Origin of the sequence: Hamadaea sp., assembly GCF_013362815.1 — a bacterium.
Classification (GTDB): Bacteria; Actinomycetota; Actinomycetes; order Mycobacteriales; family Micromonosporaceae; genus Hamadaea.
On the sequence record NZ_JABFVK010000053.1, the window covers coordinates 24,078 to 38,858 of the forward strand.

The following is a 14,781-nucleotide window of genomic DNA, read 5'->3' on the forward strand; positions in this document are numbered from 1 at the left end:
TGGTGGTCGGGACCGGGCCGAGTCTTGCTACGCCGGGTTCAGGTTCTTGGCGACGATGCCGCAGTCGGGCTCGGAGAACGGCAGCGCGAGCGCGTACGGGTTGTCCTCGGAGGGCCAGCCGGTGGCGTGCAGGGTGCGGAACTCGGCCAGCGAACTGGACTGCTGGATCGGGATGTACGGGGTGTCCGCCACGATCTCGTCCTGGATCGCGTAGATCTGCTGCTTGATCGCGTCGAGCTGGTCCGGCGGGGTGGCGGCGATCGTGGCCAGCGCCGCGTCCACCTTCGCGTTCTTCCAGCGGGCGTTGTTCTGGTTCGCCGGCGGGATGCTCTTGGTGCTGCAGATGTTGTAGTACATGAAGTACGGGCTGGGCCCGCCCCAGGCGTTGTAGATCGCCATGTCGAAGTCGCCGCTCTGCAATGCCGCAATGAAGGCGTTGTAGGACAAGGCGTTCGGCTTGAACTCGATGCCGACCTCCTTGAGCAGCTGCTGCACGACCTGCATGGTGGCTTCGTAGTCGGTCCAGCCCGTGACGAGGTTGCAGGAGAAGCTGAGCTTCTTGCCGTTCTTGGCGTAGACGCCGTCCGGGCCCTTGGCCCAACCGGCGCTCTCGAGCAGCTGCTTGGCCTTGTCCGGGTTGTACTCGACCTTGGCGTCCGTGTGCTTCGGCGAGATGTAACTCTGGAACGTCGGCACCACCAGTTGCAGCGGACTGGGGAGCGTACCGAGGTCGGCGAAGGCCAGCTTGATGATCTTCGGGCGGTCGAGCGCCACGTTGATCGCCTGGCGTACGGCCGGGTCGCTGAACAGCGGCTTGCTCAGGTTGGGGATCAGGTTCGTGACGTAGAGGAAGGACTCGTTCTTGAACTTGTTGTGCGCCGAGTCCTTGCTGATGAACTGACCCTGGATGTCCGGGATGAAGATGCCGGCCCAGTCGAGCTGGCCGGAGGCGAGCGCCGTGGTGGCCGCATCGTTGCCGGTGAACGACCAGAACCGCAGCCCGGCGATCTTCGGCTTGCCGCTGTCCCAATACTTCGGGTTCTTCTTGAGCACGTAGCTCTGCGCGGCGAAGGAGTCCTTGACGAACGGGCCGGTGCCGACCGGGTTGGCGTTGACCTCCTTGGTCGGGTCGGCGATCGGCTCCCAGACGTGCTTGGGAACCATGTACGTGCGGCCCGCGATGTTCCACAGCTCGGTGTAGACCGCATCCTTGAAGGTGATCTTCACGGTCTTGGCGTCGACCACCGTGGCGTCGACGATGTTGCTGCCGTTGGCGTTCAACGCCGGGTTGTTCTTGCGGTAGAGGAAGTTGAACGCGACGTCCTCGGCGGTGAACGGCTTGCCGTCGTTCCACTGCACGCCTTCGCGCAGCGTGAAGGTCAGCGACTTGCCGCCGTCGCCGAACTCGTACTTGGTGGCCAGCAGCGGCTGCACATCGTCGGCCTTGGCCTGGTTGAAGAAGAACAGCGGTTCGTAGACGAGACCGCGAGTGCCGTTCAGCGGGGTCGGGGCGAACTGGTTGAAGTTCTCGGTGAACTGGCCCGAGGCGCCGGCGAACACGTTGAGGATGCGCTCGGCCGGTGGCTTGGCCGACTCCTCCGCGCATGCGGCGAGGAAGGCCGCGATGCCGGCGCCGGCCGTGGTGCCGAGGAACTGCCTTCTGCTCAGACTCATGGCTGTCTCCAGTGAGGGGTGGGACTCCGGTGAGGGGGGTGGGAAGCGCTCCCAGATATCGGCGGATGTTTCGCGGAGGTGACCGTCAGGTGTCTGCGATCACAGCACTGAACCGTTTAAGTGTCAATAGCTCATGACAGGTCGGCATTGATCGCTGACCGTAAGCCTGTTTGCCTTAACCGGTTCTTGGTCTCAAGATGGAGCGATGCACAGCGGCAGCTCCAACGCGGCCCGGGTCGGGGCCCCCCGGAAGACGATCGGCGACATCGCCAAGGCGGCCGGCGTCTCCAAAGGCGCGGTCTCCTACGCGCTGAACGGAAAGCCCGGCGTCTCCGACGCGACGCGCCAGCGGATCCTCGCCATCGCCCGGGACCTGGGCTGGCATCCGAGCAGTGCGGCGCGGGCGCTGTCGGACGGGCGGACCGGCGTACTCGGCCTGATCGTCGACCGGCCCGCCCGGACGCTCGGCATCGAATCTTTCTTCATGCAGCTCATCTCCGGCATCGAGGCGACCCTGTCGGCCCGCGACGTCGGGCTGCTGCTCCAGGTCACCGACGACCAGGAGAAGGAGATGGCGGCGTACCGGCAATGGTGGGCGCAGCGCCGGGTCGACGGCGTCATCCTGGTCGACCTGCGCCGCGACGACCCCCGGGTGCCGCTGCTCGAACAGCTCGGCATGCCGTGCGTGGTCATCGGCGGGCCCGAGGGCCTGGGCGCCCTGCCCGGCATCTGGAGCGACGACACCGGAGCCGTCACCGAAGTCGTGGAGTACCTCGCCGCGCTCGGCCACCGGCGCATCGCCCGGGTCGCCGGGCTGCGCGGGCTTTACCACACCGCACTGCGCGACCGCGGAGTCGCGGCCACCGCGCAACGGCTGGGCCTGCCCGAGGTCGACACGGTGTACGCCGACTACACCGGCGAGGAAGGCGCGCGGATGACCAGGGCGCTGCTGTCGCGACGGCCGGTGCCGACGGCGGTGATCTACGACAACGACGTGATGGCGGTGGCCGGGGTCGCCGTGGCGCACGAGATGGGCGTCGACATCCCCAGGGAGCTGTCCGTCGTCGCCTGGGACGACTCGCCGCTGTGCCAGTTGGTGCATCCGCAGTTGTCCGCGGTGAGCCGGGACATCGCGGCGTACGGGTCGCACGCGGCGGAGCGGCTGCTGGAGATCGTCGACGGCACCCCGTCGGGCACTGCGCAGGACGCGACGCCGAGGTTGGTGCCCCGGGGCAGTACCGCTCCACCCCGGGACTAGGCCCGTCCGGTTCACGCCGCGTCAGCCATCACCGGCTCGGGTCGCGCAGAACGCGTACCCCATAGGGCTCGAGATCCGCCTCGGCCACCTCGTGCCCGGTGGTGAGATCGCGCAGGCCGGCCGGGGTGCCGTCAGCGCGGACCGGAACCGCTGTGACCGGCTCGCCCACCGCGTTGATCAGCCAGACGAACCGGTCGCCGTCCGCGTGCCGCAAGGCGTCCACGAACACGCGTGGGTCGTCCACGCGGACCCCCGGCGTCACGCCCGCGAGCGCGGCCAGCGCGGCATAGAGCCGGCCGGTCGAGTCCGGGTTGACGTGCGGCGTCGCGGCCGCCATGGCTTCCAAGGGGTACGCACAGAAGACGATCCCGCCGTCGCCGACCGCCCGCCGCAGCAGGGCCGGCCGGCCGTTCGGATCCACCGCGAGCACCTCGGCATCCACCGCCTGGACGGGCAGGTACGCCCGCAGATGCTCGTTGCCGCCCACCGCGAACTCCAGGGAGTCCCCGGTACGCAGCCCGCCGAAGTCCTGAGTGACGGTGAACCGGACGGACGGGCCGTCCACCCGGTCGACCAAGCCGTAGCGAAGTTCGTGCCGGATGCCGAAGATCCGGTCGACCCCTGCATACCAGGGTCCCCGCTGATTGTCGGAGCCTCCGTCGCAATAGGACACGTAAACCGTCGCGCCGGCCGCGGCGAGCTGCTCCAGCCGCCGCCAGCCGGGCGCGGTGAGCTGCTTGAGACTGGGCAGGACGTAGAGCCGCGCGCCGTCCGGGATGCCGCCGGCCGCGGTCGGATCGCTTTGGCGGATCAGCGCGGGGGGCAGGTCGGCCGACCGAAGACCGAGGTACGCCTGCTCGACCGCGCCGAAGGCGACCCGCCGCTCCCGTTCGTCGGTGAACTGGTACGCCGTGTCGGCGTGCGAAGTGAGCACCAGCCCGACCTGGCTGTCCTCGCGTACGCAGCGGGGCAGGTCGATCGCGTCGAGGATCCGCCGGAACGCCGCCATCTCGCGCAGTGACGCCTTGGGCTGCCCGTGCACGTCGGTGACCCCGAAGTGCAGTTCGAACGGGTGGTGCGAGTAGGGCGGCTCGTCGAACAGGTCGTCGAAGTCGGTGTTGTTCCAGCCGACCCAGCCGGTCGACCCGGCGAGCAGCGACGTATGCATCAGCTGCCGGTACCAGTGCCCGACGTTCTCGTCCGACACGAAGTCGCTGGACGCGCCGAACTCCTCCAGCACCACCGGCTTGCCTGCGACCTGCGCCAGTTCACAGGTGTACGCCGCCCGCCAGTGCTGGCGTACCTGGTCGTCGCCCATCGGGTAGACGTGCGGGCCGATCCAGTCCTGCAACGGGCCCAGCTCGGCGAGCCGGAAGCCGCTCTCGACGCCGCTCAGCTCGATCGTCCAGGCGCCGTCGCCGATCGAGACCGGTTGCGTTGCGCCACCGGCGCGCAGCCCAGCGACGACTAGTTGTGCCCACGACGACACCGTCTCGACCGTCCCGCGCCCGCCGTACAGAGGCATCTCGTTGGACAGCAGCCAGCCGCTGACCGCCGGATGCCCGGCGAACCGGCGCGCGACCTGCTCGGCGAACCAGGCCTGGCGGCCCACGAGCCACACGTCGCTGTAGAGGTCGCGGCCGCCGCGCCAGGACGGATCCCAGTTCTCCCCGGACATGTGGCCCACGATCAGCGTCGGGATCGTCTGCAGCCCTTGAGCGGTGTGCTGGTCCAAGAAGTCGGCGAAGCGCGCCATGACGTCTTCGTCCAGTCGGTCCGGGGTGGGCATGGCGTCCGGCCAGAAGAAGAAGCTCCGGGTGACGGTGAGCCCGTGATCGGCGAGGACCTGCAGCTCCTTGGCGACGACCGCCGGGTCGTAGCGCGTCCACATGCGCGGGCCGCCGACTCGGGACCAGAAGTTGACGCCGAGCAGCGGCTCACTGGTGAGGACCTGGAGGGGACGGTGCATGGAGGGCTCCCGTGATGGTGGGGGAAGGGCGTGCCTGCGATCACAGCACTGAACCGTTTAAGTGTCAATATGCCCGCCCTGTCGCGGGGGCGTCGGGCGGTCGCGCTTAACCGGTTAGTCAATCTGGTCCGCGCCGATGTCGGACGGCTGCGGTACCGTTCGCGACTGACGACAAGGGACGGTCCTGGGGGAGAGGTCGTGAGCTGGGAGCCGGAGGAGGAGCAGCCACTGTGGAGGCTGGCTCCGATGCATCCGTCCTGGGTGCGCTGGCTGCCGTGCGCCGTCGCGAGCCTGCGGGTGGTGCCCGACGACGACGGCCCGCCGCGCTTTCCCCGTTCCTGGTATGACCGGCCGGAGCTGGGGCTGCCGTGGGACGAGCCGGTGTGGTGCGACCCAGGCCCGGTCGAGGAGTGGTACGAGCAGTCGCCCGGTCATTCCGAGGAGGAGGTGCGCGCGCACTACGACCAGGTGGTCGAGGCGCGTACGCGGCGGATCGAGACGTTCACCGAGTGCTGCACGCGGGCGGGCATCCCGGTGCCGCTCACCCTGCGCCACCTCGTCGACTGCCTGATCGCCTTGGGCGTGCTCGACCTGGTCCCCGGGCCCGGCGACGAACCCTGGCTGATCGGACAGTTCGCCGCGAACCCGCTCGACATCCTCCCGCTCACTCCGCAAGAAGCAGCCGAAGAGGCCGCTGCGCAGATGCTCGAACGCGGCGTACTGGCCGGGATCGGGCTGCGCCGGCTGGCCGAGGAACAGGCCCCGGACGGTGGTGGCAAAGCGGTCTGGCTGACCCTGCGCCGGTTGGGCGACGAGATCGGGCTGACGCCGGCCGCGACTCGGCTCGCGCTCGACCTCATCGCCGCCGAGGAGTCGTGGATCTCGGTAGACCGCGGGGTCAGCCTGCTCACCGTCGGCCTCGACGACCCGTTCGTCATCCGGGCCGACCACGCCCGGCTGGCCCAGGTGTACGACATGGACGAACTGATCGCCCCCGAGCACATGATCTGACCGCACTGCCCTGCCCTCTGGTTTTCCCCGCGATCATGAACTTTCGGTCGTGATCGACCGGCGTGGCGTGTTCCCAGCGCCCTGATCGATCCCGTAAGTACATGATCGATCGGCTGTCCATGCTGGACCGGCACCCGTCGGTGAATTCATGGGTGTAACTCTTGTGATGGAGGCCACACCGACGTTACTGTCTGGTAACCCCCGTCCCCACAGGAAAGGCAGGCCCCCGATGCGCGTACCGCGCAAGTTCCTCGCCCTTTTCGCCGGCCTCGTCACGGCCGTTCTGCTCGCCTCACCGGCCGCCGCCGACCCCGGCCCGCCGCCCAACTCGATGGCGAGCATGGGTGACTCCATCACCCGCGGGTTCAACGCCTGCGGCTGGTACGTCGACTGCCCGTCGAGGTCCTGGAGCACCGGCACGTACTCCTCGGTCAACAGCCAGTACTCCCGAATCCTCGCCAAGAACTCGGCGATCTCCGGGAAGAACTACAACGACGCGAAGTCGGGGGCGAAGGTCGCCGACATGTACGGCCAGGCCGGGACCGCCGTCGGCCAGGGCGTCCAGTACGTGACGATCCTGATCGGCGCGAATGACGCCTGCACCAGCAGCGAGTCGTCGATGACCTCGGTCGCGGCCTTCCGGACCTCGATCGACTCCGCGCTCAACCGGATCAAGACCGGGCTGCCCAGCGCCAAGGTCGCGCTGATCTCCATCCCGAACGTGTGGCAGCTCTGGAACGTCGGGCACGTCAGCGGCTCCGCCGTGAGCACCTGGGGCCTGTTCGGCATCTGCCAGTCGCTGCTGGCCAACCCGACCTCGACCGCTCAGGCCGACGTCGACCGGCGGGCTCGCGTACGCCAGCGCGTCGTCGACTTCAACACCCAGCTCGCCCAGGCCTGTGCTGCGTACGGGGCGAACTGCGACTTCGACGACAACGCGGTGTTCAACTATCCGTTCCAGCTGTCCCAGGTCTCCGGGTGGGACTACTTCCACCCGAACACCTCGGGGCAGGCCGTGCTGGCGAGCGTGACCTACGCCGCCGGCTTCGGCTGGTGACCCTCGGGTGATCTTCTGCGCAGCAGGCCGGGGTCGGATTCCCGGCCTGCTTGCGGTAGGAATACTGCATGACGAACGTCGTGGACCTCTGCAGCAACCTGATCCGGATCGACTCGACCAACACCGGTGACCTCGCCACGAGCGCAGGTGAGCGGAAGGCGGCCGAGTTCGTCGCGACCGTGCTGAGCGACGCCGGGATCGAGCCGGCCGTACTGGAGTCGGCGCCGGGCCGGACCAACCTGGTCGCCCGCATCCCCGGCCGGGATTCCTCGCGGGGCGCGCTGCTGGTCCACGGGCACCTCGACGTCGTGCCGGCCGACGCGAGCGAGTGGTCGGTCCACCCGTTCAGCGGCGAGGTCAGGGACGGCTACGTCTGGGGCCGGGGCGCGGTCGACATGAAGGACTTCGACGCGATGATCCTCGCGACGGTCGCCGGTTGGCAGGCCGAGGGCTACGTCCCGCCGCGCGACATCGTCCTGGCGTTCACCGCCGATGAGGAGGCGGGCGGCGATTACGGCGCTCATTTCCTGGTGCAGCAGCACCCCGAGCTGTTCGACGGCTGCACCGAGGCGATCGGCGAGGTCGGCGGCTTCTCCGTGACGGTCGCACCGGACCTGCGTCTTTATCTGATCCAGACGGCCGAGAAGGGGATCGACTGGCTGCGGCTGCACGCCGCCGGCCGCCCCGGGCACGGCTCGTTCGTCAACGACGACAACGCGGTGACCGCACTTTGTGAGGCGGTCGCCCGGCTCGGGCGTACGCGTTTCCCGGTGGAGGTGACGCCGACCGTGCGGGCGTTCCTCGAGCACGTCTCCGAGGTGCTCGGCGTCGAGCTGGACCCGGACGACCCGGAGACGGCGATCGCCAAGCTGGGCCCGATCGCCCGGATCGTCGGTGCGACCATCCGGAACACCGCCAACCCGACTCGGCTGGCCGCCGGATACAAGGACAACGTCATCCCGGGCAAGGCCAGCGCCACCATCGACTGCCGTACGCTGCCCGGCTTCGACCAGGAGTTCCAGCGCCAGCTCAGGGAGGTCGTCGGCGACCAGATCGAGATCGAGACGGTCCACCACCAGGCCGCTCTCGAGACCACGTTCGACGGGCCGCTCGTCGATGCGATGGCGGCGGCGCTGCGGGCCGAGGATGCCGGGGCACGCCCGGTGCCGTACATGCTTTCGGGTGGCACCGACGCGAAGGCGTTCGCCACGCTCGGCATGCGCTGCTTCGGTTTCTCGCCGCTGAAACTGCCGGCCGATCTCGACTTCGCCGCGCTGTTCCACGGCATTGACGAGCGCGTCCCGGCGGAGGGACTAGAGTTCGGCGTTAGAGTGCTGGACCGCCTGCTCCGCAGCAGCTGAGCGCCGCCTCGCCCATCGCTGAGAACCGTTGAAGAGTCCGAAGGGGACAAGCCCATGAGTTACACCGACGCCCAGGTCGACGCCGCGCTGGAGGCGGTCATCACCGCGGCGCGTGAACACCTCGCGGCGGTACGCGCCGCCGGTGGCAAGATCGACGACGACGAGGTCTGGCGCACCTACGTCGGGCTCAACAACGCCTCGGTGGCGTACGACGACGCGCTGCTCGACGTGTTCGGCGAGGTCACGCCGTGGAACGTAGACAGCATCGACGTCGACAAGGCCGACCAGTTCTTCGGTGAGGAGGCGGCCGCCGGCGACGACCCGCACTCCCGGGTGATCTCGGTGCGGCAGCGGCGCGACTACCGCGTACCCAGTGTGTCGGCCCTGCTGCGAGCGGGCCAGGAGGCACGGGACACGGCCATGGGCGCCGAGTCCGGCGCGGTCGAGTCGGTGAGCGAGGCCCTGGTCGAGCTGCTGCAGGCCGGTGACGGTTCGCTGGCCGCGCTCGACATCCCGGAGCTGGAGCCGCTGGACGGCCTGGTCGCGGTGGCCGAGGTGGACGAGCCGCTCGACCCGGAGGCGTTCGAGGAGAGCGACGGCGCCGGCCCGTTCACGCTGTCGGGCAGCGACCGGCTCATCGGCCGGATGGACGAGCACCTGCACGCCGAGGACGACGAGGACCACGACCACGAGCACTGATCAGGGCCACTGATCAGGGACCGATCGCGCGCACCCACTGCCACCCGGACGACTGCCGCCGGGTGGCAGTGACGCGACACGCCCGGAGCGAATATCGTTCACCTCATGCAGCAGCGTCCGCTCGGCCGTAGCGGGCTGTCGGTCTCCCGGCTGGCCCTCGGCACGATGACCTGGGGTCACGACACCGACCCCGATGACGCTGGTGCGCAACTCAAGTCCTTTGTGGATGCCGGTGGGACGCTGGTCGACACGGCCGACGTGTACGCCGACGGCGAAGCCGAGGCGGTCCTCGGCACCCTCCTGGACGCCATGGTTCCCCGGGACGAGCTGCTCATCATCGGCAAGGCGGGCGTACGGTCGCAGGGGGCGCGCCGCCGCGACAGCTCGCGCGGTCATCTACTGCGCAGCCTCGACGTGACGCTGCGCCGTCTCGGCACCGATTACCTCGACATCTGGCAGGTCCACGGCTACGACCCGGCGACGCCGTTCGAGGAGACGATGGCGGCGGTCGACCACGCCGTGTCCACCGGCAAGGTCCGGTACGCCGGGGTGGCCAACTTCGCGGGCTGGCAGATCGCCCGGGCGGCCACGTGGCAGCAGGCCTGGCCGCAGCGCGCCCCGATCGTGGCCGCCGGATTCGAGTACTCGCTGCTGGAACGCAGTGTCGAACGGGAGTCGCTGGCCGCCTGTGAGGCGCTCGGCGTCGGCGTACTGCCGTGGTCACCGCTCGGCCGGGGCGTACTGACCGGCAAGTACCGCAATGGGCGTCCCGCCGACTCCAGGGCGGCTTCGCCCCAATACGAGCAGTTCGTGCTGGCGTACCTGGATCCGCGGTGCTCGGCGATCGTCGAGGCGGTACGCACAGCTGCCGAGGGACTCGGGGTGTCACCCGCACAGGTGGCGCTGGCCTGGGTCCGGGATCGGCCGGGCGTGACTGCTCCGGTGCTCGGCGCGCGTACGGCCGACCAACTGGGCGAGGCGCTGCGGTGTGAGGAGGTCGAGCTGCCGCCGCAGATCAGCCGGGCGCTCGACGACGTCTCCGCAATAGAACCCGCGTGAGGTACTTGTCGCATTCGCCCCGCAGGCGCAGGATCGGGCTATGGACTACGAATACGCACCGCTGCGGTTGCCACCGGATGTCGACAGGATGACCGCCGCGGTGCGGCTGACGTTGCAGGCCGAGTACAACGGCTGGGAGCTCGACCGGCTCCAGCTGCTCAAAGACGGAACGCGCCGGGTGGTTCTCCGCCGGCCGAGCATCGGGGGCTTGCTGCCGGGCCTGTCGACCTAGGGTGGTTGCCAGGAGGCTACTCGCCAGTAGCATGTCGGCATGAAGCTTGGACTCAGCCTCGGCTATCAGACCGCGTGGTCCACCCCGGCGGATCACCTCGCCCTCGCCCAGGAGGCCGACCGGCTCGGCTATGCCGTCGTGTGGGCGGCGGAGGCGTACGGCTCGGATTCGCCCAGCATGCTGGCCTGGATCGCCGGGCAGACCGAGCGGATCGACGTCGGCTCCGCCGTCATGCAGATCCCCGCCCGGACCCCGGCCGCGACCGCGATGACCGCCGCGACCATCGACGCGCTGAGCCACGGCCGTTTCCGGCTCGGCCTCGGCGTCTCGGGTCCGCAGGTCTCCGAAGGCTGGCACGGCGTCCGCTACGGCAAGCCGCTCGCGCGTACGCGGGAGTTCGTGGACATCGTGAAGCTGGCGCTCGGCCGCAAGACCGTCGAGTACCACGGCGAGCATTACGAGCTGCCGTTGCCGGACGGCCCCGGCAAGGCGCTGAAGCTGGGCTTCCACCCGCCACGCGAGCACGTCCCGATCTACCTCGCCGCGATCGGCCCGAAGAACCTCGAGCTCGCGGGCGAGATCGCCGACGGCTGGCTGGCCATCTTCTACTCGCCGGAGCACGCCGAGGAGCACCTCGCCGCGATCGCGCGCGGCCGGGCCAAGGTGGGCAAGACGCTCGACGGTTTCGATGTCGTGCCCAGTGTGCCGGTGGTCGTCGGCGACGACGACTCGCCCGAGGGGCTGGCCAACTGCGCTGAGCTGATCCGGTGGTACGCCGCCCTTTACGTCGGCGGCATGGGCAGTCGTGAGCAGAACTTCTACAACCAGCTCGCCACTCGCATGGGCTACGGTGAGGCGGCTCGCGAGGTCCAGGACCTGTATCTGGCCAAGCGTCATCGCGATGCGGCGGCGGCGATTCCGTTCGAGTTCATCGACCGGACCAGCCTTCTCGGTCCGAAGGAGAGGATCGCGGCCCGGCTGCGTGACTACGCCTCAGCCGGAGTGACTACGCTCTCGGTGTCGCTCTTCGCCGCGGACGCGGAATCCGGGATGGCGACGCTGCGTACGCTCGCTGAGGCGCTGGAGATGTCGGGAGTGGGAGAGTAGATGTCGGAGATCGAGGTCTGGCAGTCGGTGGTGCTCGGCGTCGTGGAAGGGATCACCGAATTCCTCCCGGTGTCGTCGACGGGTCACCTGACCATCACCGAGCAGCTGCTGGGGCTCGACATCAAGGACGAGGCGGTCACCGCGTACACGGCCGTCATCCAGATCGGCGCGATCTTCGCCGCCATCATCTACTTCTTCAAAGACATCGTCCGCGTCGTCAAGGCCTGGGTCCGGGGTCTGTTCTCGGCCTCGGCCCGGCAAGAGCCCGACTGGCGGTTCGCCTGGTACGTCATCGTGGGGTCGATTCCCGTCGGGGTGGTCGGCTTCCTCGCCCAGGACCTGATCAAGGGCGGCCTGCGGAGCCTGTGGGTCGTCGCGGCCGCCCTGATCCTGTGGAGCATCCCGATGGCGTTCGCCGAGCACGCGGCCACGCAGATCAAGGGCGAACGCGGCCTGACGATGAAGGACTCGATCATCATCGGCTTCACCCAGTGCCTGTCGCTGATCCCCGGCGTCTCCCGGTCCGGCGCGACCATCACCGCCGGTCTGCTTCGCGACCTCGATCGGGTGACGGCCACCCGGCTGTCGTTCCTGCTCGGCATCCCGGCGCTCACCGCGGCCGGCCTCTACGAGCTCAAGGACGCGATCTCCGGCCCGTCCGTGTCGACCGTCGCGCTGGCCGTCGGCACCATCGTGAGCTTCGTGGTGGCGTACGCCGCGATCGCATGGCTGCTCAAGTTCGTCGCGCACCACTCGATCATGGTGTTCGTGTGGTACCGCGTCCTCCTGGGACTGGGCATCATGGCGTTGCTCGTCACCGGGGCGATCACGGCGTACTGAGAAAAACTAGACTTCTGCCGTGACCACCGTTCTGCTCCTGCGCCATGGGCGTACCACGGCGAACGCCGACGGCGTGCTCGCCGGCGACCTGCCGGTGGAGCTGGACGACCGCGGACGGCAGCAGGCGGAGGCGGTCGGCCGGCGGCTCGCGGGCCTGCCGCTGGCGGCCGTCGTGACCAGCCCGCTCAAGCGCTGCCGCCAGACCCTCGAACTCGCGCTGCCCGGCGTCGCGCCGGTCGTCGAGGCCGGGCTGACCGAGTGCGGCTACGGCGCGTGGGTCGGCCGCAAGCTCGCCGAGCTGGCCAAGGACCCGTTGTGGGCCACGGTCCAGCAACATCCGGCGGCGGTCACCTTCCCCGGCGGTGAGTCGATGGCGGCGATGGCCACCCGCGCGGTGGCCGCCGTCCGCAGCTGGGACGCCCGGGTCGAGGCCGACCACGGCGCGGACGCGATCTGGGTCGCGTCGAGCCACGGCGACGTCATCAAGGCGATCGTCGCGGACGCGCTCGGCCTGCATCTCGACCTCTTCCAGCGGATCTCGGTCGACCCGGGATCGATCACCGCGATCCGCTACACGCCGAACCGGCCGTTCGTCCTGCGGCTGTCGGACACCGGCGGCGACCTCCAGAGCCTCTTCCCGGTCAAGCATCCGGCGACGGGAGAAGTCCCGACGGGCGACGCGGCCGTCGGTGGCGGCGCGTGATTTTCGCCTAGGGCGGACGGCTGGATGGTTCGGCTGAGCGCCGACGTTCACCGATACATGGATGCCGACAACCTCGAGACGGACGCCCTCGACGCGTACTCCCGGATCGTGACCTCGGTGGCGGCGACGGTGCTGCCCAGCGTCGCCAGCCTCAGCGTGCGTACACCCCGGGGGGCGGGCGCCGGCTCGGCCGTCCTGTTCACCGCCGACGGATTCCTCCTGACGAGCGCGCATGTCGTCGCGGGTGCGCAGACCGGCACGGCCGAGTTCGGCGACGGCGAGGAGACCCGGTTCGACCTCGTCGGCGCCGATCCGCTCGCCGACCTCGCGGTCGTCCGGGTTGCCGCGACGGCTTCGCCCCCGGCCACCTTGGGCGACGCGAACGAATTGCGCGTCGGCCAGCTGGTGGTCGCCGTAGGCAACCCGCTCGGTCTGGCCGGTTCGGTCACGGCCGGGGTGGTCAGCGCGCTCGGCCGGTCGCTGCCCGTGCAGGACGGCCGCCGGGTCCGGCTCATCGACGACGTCATCCAGACCGACGCCGCGCTCAACCCCGGCAACTCCGGCGGCGCGCTGGCCAACGCGCAAGGTCGCGTCGTCGGCGTCAACACCGCCGTCGCGGGCATCGGCCTCGGCCTCGCGGTGCCGATCAACGCGAACACCCGCCAGATCATCGCCGATCTCGTCAGCCATGGACGGGTACGCCGAGCGTGGCTGGGCGTCGCCGGTGTGCCGGTGCCGCTGCCCCCGCCGATCGCCGAGCGCCTGGGGCAGCGCCGGGGACTGCGGGTGGTCGAAGTCGTCCCGGGCAGCCCGGCCGGAGTCGCCGGGATGTACCTCGGCGACATCCTCGTCAGCGCGGGCGGCAAGCCGGTCCAGGGCGTTCAGGACGTCCAGCGGCTCATGCTCGGGCCGGCGATCGGGCAGCGGCTGTCGTTGACGGTGCTACGCCGGGGCGCGTTCGTCGACGTCGTGGCGGTCCCGGCCGAACTCAGCTGACCGTCAGGTCGTCGCCCACCCGGATCACGCCGTCGCGCAGCGGGATGAGGCGTACGCCGAACCAGGTCTTGCCGTCCCATTTGCGGAACCGGGACAGGGTGCGGATAGGTTCCTTGCCGGTCCGGAAGGTCGCCGCGTCGATGGTGGTCAGCACGCAGCGATCGCAGACCTCGGCGAACCGGAAGTCCACCGACCCGACCCGTACGCGCTGCCAGCCGTCCTCGGCGAACGGCTCGGTCACGCCGTCGAAGACGAGGTTGGGCCGGAATCGGCTGACGGGCAACGGTTCCGGCAGTTTTTCGCCGCGTTCGGCCGCGCCGTCGGCGATCCAGTCGTTCAGCCGGCGCATCGAGGCGGTGGTGGCGGCGAGCAGGGGACCGGCGTCGGAGAGGTTCAGCGGGTCGCCCGGCTGACCGCCGTGGTCGAGCCCGACCGAGCGGCGGCGCGGATCGTCGAGCCAGGCTAGCCGCAGCGACCGTCCGAACTGGACGGACAGCCACTCGTGCGCCTCCGCGGGGGCCAGCCGGATCTGCTCCAGCCGGGAGACCTCGGTCGGTACCAGGTCGCCGTCCACCGGTTCGGCCACGGTCAACCGGCTGCCGTCCAGGCCGGTCAGCGTCAGCGATCCGGCCGCCGGAACGGCGGTGACGCCGAGCATCCGGTGTTCGTCGCGCGCGGTGAGGTAGCTGCCGTCCGGGTGGAGCACCAGCCATCGCCGGTCGTGCCGCAGCCCCCAGGGTTCGACGGCTGCTTCGTCGACGGTCACGCCGCCGAGGGACTTCACCGGGTACAGATGGATGCTCGCCAGTCGCACG

At 69.6% G+C, this 14,781-nt stretch carries 14 protein-coding genes; 11 read left to right on the forward strand and 3 right to left on the reverse strand.

All coding sequences use genetic code 11. The features are described 5' to 3' along the window. Positions 1-27: 27 nt before the first annotated feature. Positions 28-1,674 (reverse strand): ABC transporter substrate-binding protein, encoded by a 1,647-nt coding sequence (locus tag HOV77_RS24140; RefSeq protein ID WP_290865347.1) that lies wholly within the window; start codon positions 1,672-1,674, stop codon positions 28-30. Between the two features lie 205 nt (positions 1,675-1,879). Between HOV77_RS24140 and HOV77_RS24145 the strand changes: the two genes are divergently transcribed. Beyond that, positions 1,880-2,932: a LacI family DNA-binding transcriptional regulator gene (locus HOV77_RS24145; RefSeq protein WP_290865349.1), complete on the forward strand. Its 1,053-nt coding sequence runs from the start codon at positions 1,880-1,882 to the stop codon at positions 2,930-2,932. Positions 2,933-2,960: 28 nt separating this feature from the next. On the opposite strand, the gene HOV77_RS24150 is transcribed toward HOV77_RS24145, so the two are convergent. After that, positions 2,961-4,901, reverse strand: a complete 1,941-nt coding sequence (locus tag HOV77_RS24150) for a cellulase family glycosylhydrolase (RefSeq protein WP_290865351.1) — start codon at positions 4,899-4,901, stop codon at positions 2,961-2,963. A gap of 198 nt (positions 4,902-5,099) precedes the next feature. On the opposite strand from HOV77_RS24150, the gene HOV77_RS24155 reads away from it, so the two are divergent. The 10 genes from HOV77_RS24155 to HOV77_RS24200 all read left to right on the forward strand — a co-directional run bounded on the left by HOV77_RS24155 (position 5,100) and on the right by HOV77_RS24200 (position 13,966). Then, positions 5,100-5,912, forward strand: a complete 813-nt coding sequence (locus HOV77_RS24155; RefSeq protein WP_290865353.1) for a DUF6042 family protein — start codon at positions 5,100-5,102, stop codon at positions 5,910-5,912. Between the two features lie 229 nt (positions 5,913-6,141). After that, entirely contained in the window at positions 6,142-6,969 is an 828-nt protein-coding gene (locus tag HOV77_RS24160; RefSeq protein WP_290865354.1) for an SGNH/GDSL hydrolase family protein, read from the forward strand. A gap of 68 nt (positions 6,970-7,037) precedes the next feature. Beyond that, positions 7,038-8,330 carry a M20/M25/M40 family metallo-hydrolase gene (locus HOV77_RS24165; protein WP_290865356.1) on the forward strand — a complete coding sequence of 431 codons (1,293 nt, stop codon included), beginning with the start codon at positions 7,038-7,040 and terminating at the stop codon, positions 8,328-8,330. Between the two features lie 54 nt (positions 8,331-8,384). Further along, positions 8,385-9,029, forward strand: coding sequence for a hypothetical protein (locus HOV77_RS24170; protein ID WP_290865358.1), 645 nt, complete (start codon positions 8,385-8,387; stop codon positions 9,027-9,029). A 105-nt stretch (positions 9,030-9,134) separates the two neighbouring features. Further along, positions 9,135-10,088 (forward strand): aldo/keto reductase, encoded by a 954-nt coding sequence (locus HOV77_RS24175; RefSeq protein WP_290865360.1) that lies wholly within the window; start codon positions 9,135-9,137, stop codon positions 10,086-10,088. 40 nt (positions 10,089-10,128) lie between these two features. Continuing rightward, positions 10,129-10,320, forward strand: a complete 192-nt coding sequence (locus tag HOV77_RS24180) for a DUF5703 family protein (RefSeq protein ID WP_290865362.1) — start codon at positions 10,129-10,131, stop codon at positions 10,318-10,320. A gap of 39 nt (positions 10,321-10,359) precedes the next feature. Then, complete coding sequence (locus tag HOV77_RS24185; RefSeq protein ID WP_290865364.1) at positions 10,360-11,427, forward strand: LLM class F420-dependent oxidoreductase; 1,068 nt, start codon at positions 10,360-10,362, stop codon at positions 11,425-11,427. Then, a complete protein-coding gene (locus HOV77_RS24190) occupies positions 11,428-12,267 on the forward strand; it encodes an undecaprenyl-diphosphate phosphatase (protein ID WP_290865366.1) in 840 nt (279 codons plus the stop codon). A gap of 19 nt (positions 12,268-12,286) precedes the next feature. Then, positions 12,287-12,970 carry an MSMEG_4193 family putative phosphomutase gene (locus HOV77_RS24195; RefSeq protein WP_290865368.1) on the forward strand — a complete coding sequence of 228 codons (684 nt, stop codon included), beginning with the start codon at positions 12,287-12,289 and terminating at the stop codon, positions 12,968-12,970. A gap of 24 nt (positions 12,971-12,994) precedes the next feature. Then, positions 12,995-13,966: a trypsin-like peptidase domain-containing protein gene (locus tag HOV77_RS24200; protein WP_290865370.1), complete on the forward strand. Its 972-nt coding sequence runs from the start codon at positions 12,995-12,997 to the stop codon at positions 13,964-13,966. Here HOV77_RS24200 and HOV77_RS24205 read toward each other — a convergent pair. Beyond that, positions 13,959-14,780, reverse strand: coding sequence for an MOSC N-terminal beta barrel domain-containing protein (locus HOV77_RS24205; RefSeq protein WP_290865372.1), 822 nt, complete (start codon positions 14,778-14,780; stop codon positions 13,959-13,961). The genes HOV77_RS24200 and HOV77_RS24205 overlap by 8 nt on opposite strands. Between the last annotated feature and the right edge of the window lies 1 nt (position 14,781).

Coding starts and splice junctions, on each gene's coding strand:
- HOV77_RS24140 (WP_290865347.1), bottom strand. CDS start 1,674: ATGAGTCTGAGCAGAAGGCAGTTCCTCGGCACCACGGCCGGCGCCGGC.
- HOV77_RS24145 (WP_290865349.1), top strand. CDS start 1,880: ATGCACAGCGGCAGCTCCAACGCGGCCCGGGTCGGGGCCCCCCGGAAG.
- HOV77_RS24150 (WP_290865351.1), bottom strand. CDS start 4,901: ATGCACCGTCCCCTCCAGGTCCTCACCAGTGAGCCGCTGCTCGGCGTC.
- HOV77_RS24160 (WP_290865354.1), top strand. CDS start 6,142: ATGCGCGTACCGCGCAAGTTCCTCGCCCTTTTCGCCGGCCTCGTCACG.
- HOV77_RS24165 (WP_290865356.1), top strand. CDS start 7,038: ATGACGAACGTCGTGGACCTCTGCAGCAACCTGATCCGGATCGACTCG.
- HOV77_RS24170 (WP_290865358.1), top strand. CDS start 8,385: ATGAGTTACACCGACGCCCAGGTCGACGCCGCGCTGGAGGCGGTCATC.
- HOV77_RS24175 (WP_290865360.1), top strand. CDS start 9,135: ATGCAGCAGCGTCCGCTCGGCCGTAGCGGGCTGTCGGTCTCCCGGCTG.
- HOV77_RS24180 (WP_290865362.1), top strand. CDS start 10,129: ATGGACTACGAATACGCACCGCTGCGGTTGCCACCGGATGTCGACAGG.
- HOV77_RS24185 (WP_290865364.1), top strand. CDS start 10,360: ATGAAGCTTGGACTCAGCCTCGGCTATCAGACCGCGTGGTCCACCCCG.
- HOV77_RS24190 (WP_290865366.1), top strand. CDS start 11,428: ATGTCGGAGATCGAGGTCTGGCAGTCGGTGGTGCTCGGCGTCGTGGAA.
- HOV77_RS24200 (WP_290865370.1), top strand. CDS start 12,995: ATGGTTCGGCTGAGCGCCGACGTTCACCGATACATGGATGCCGACAAC.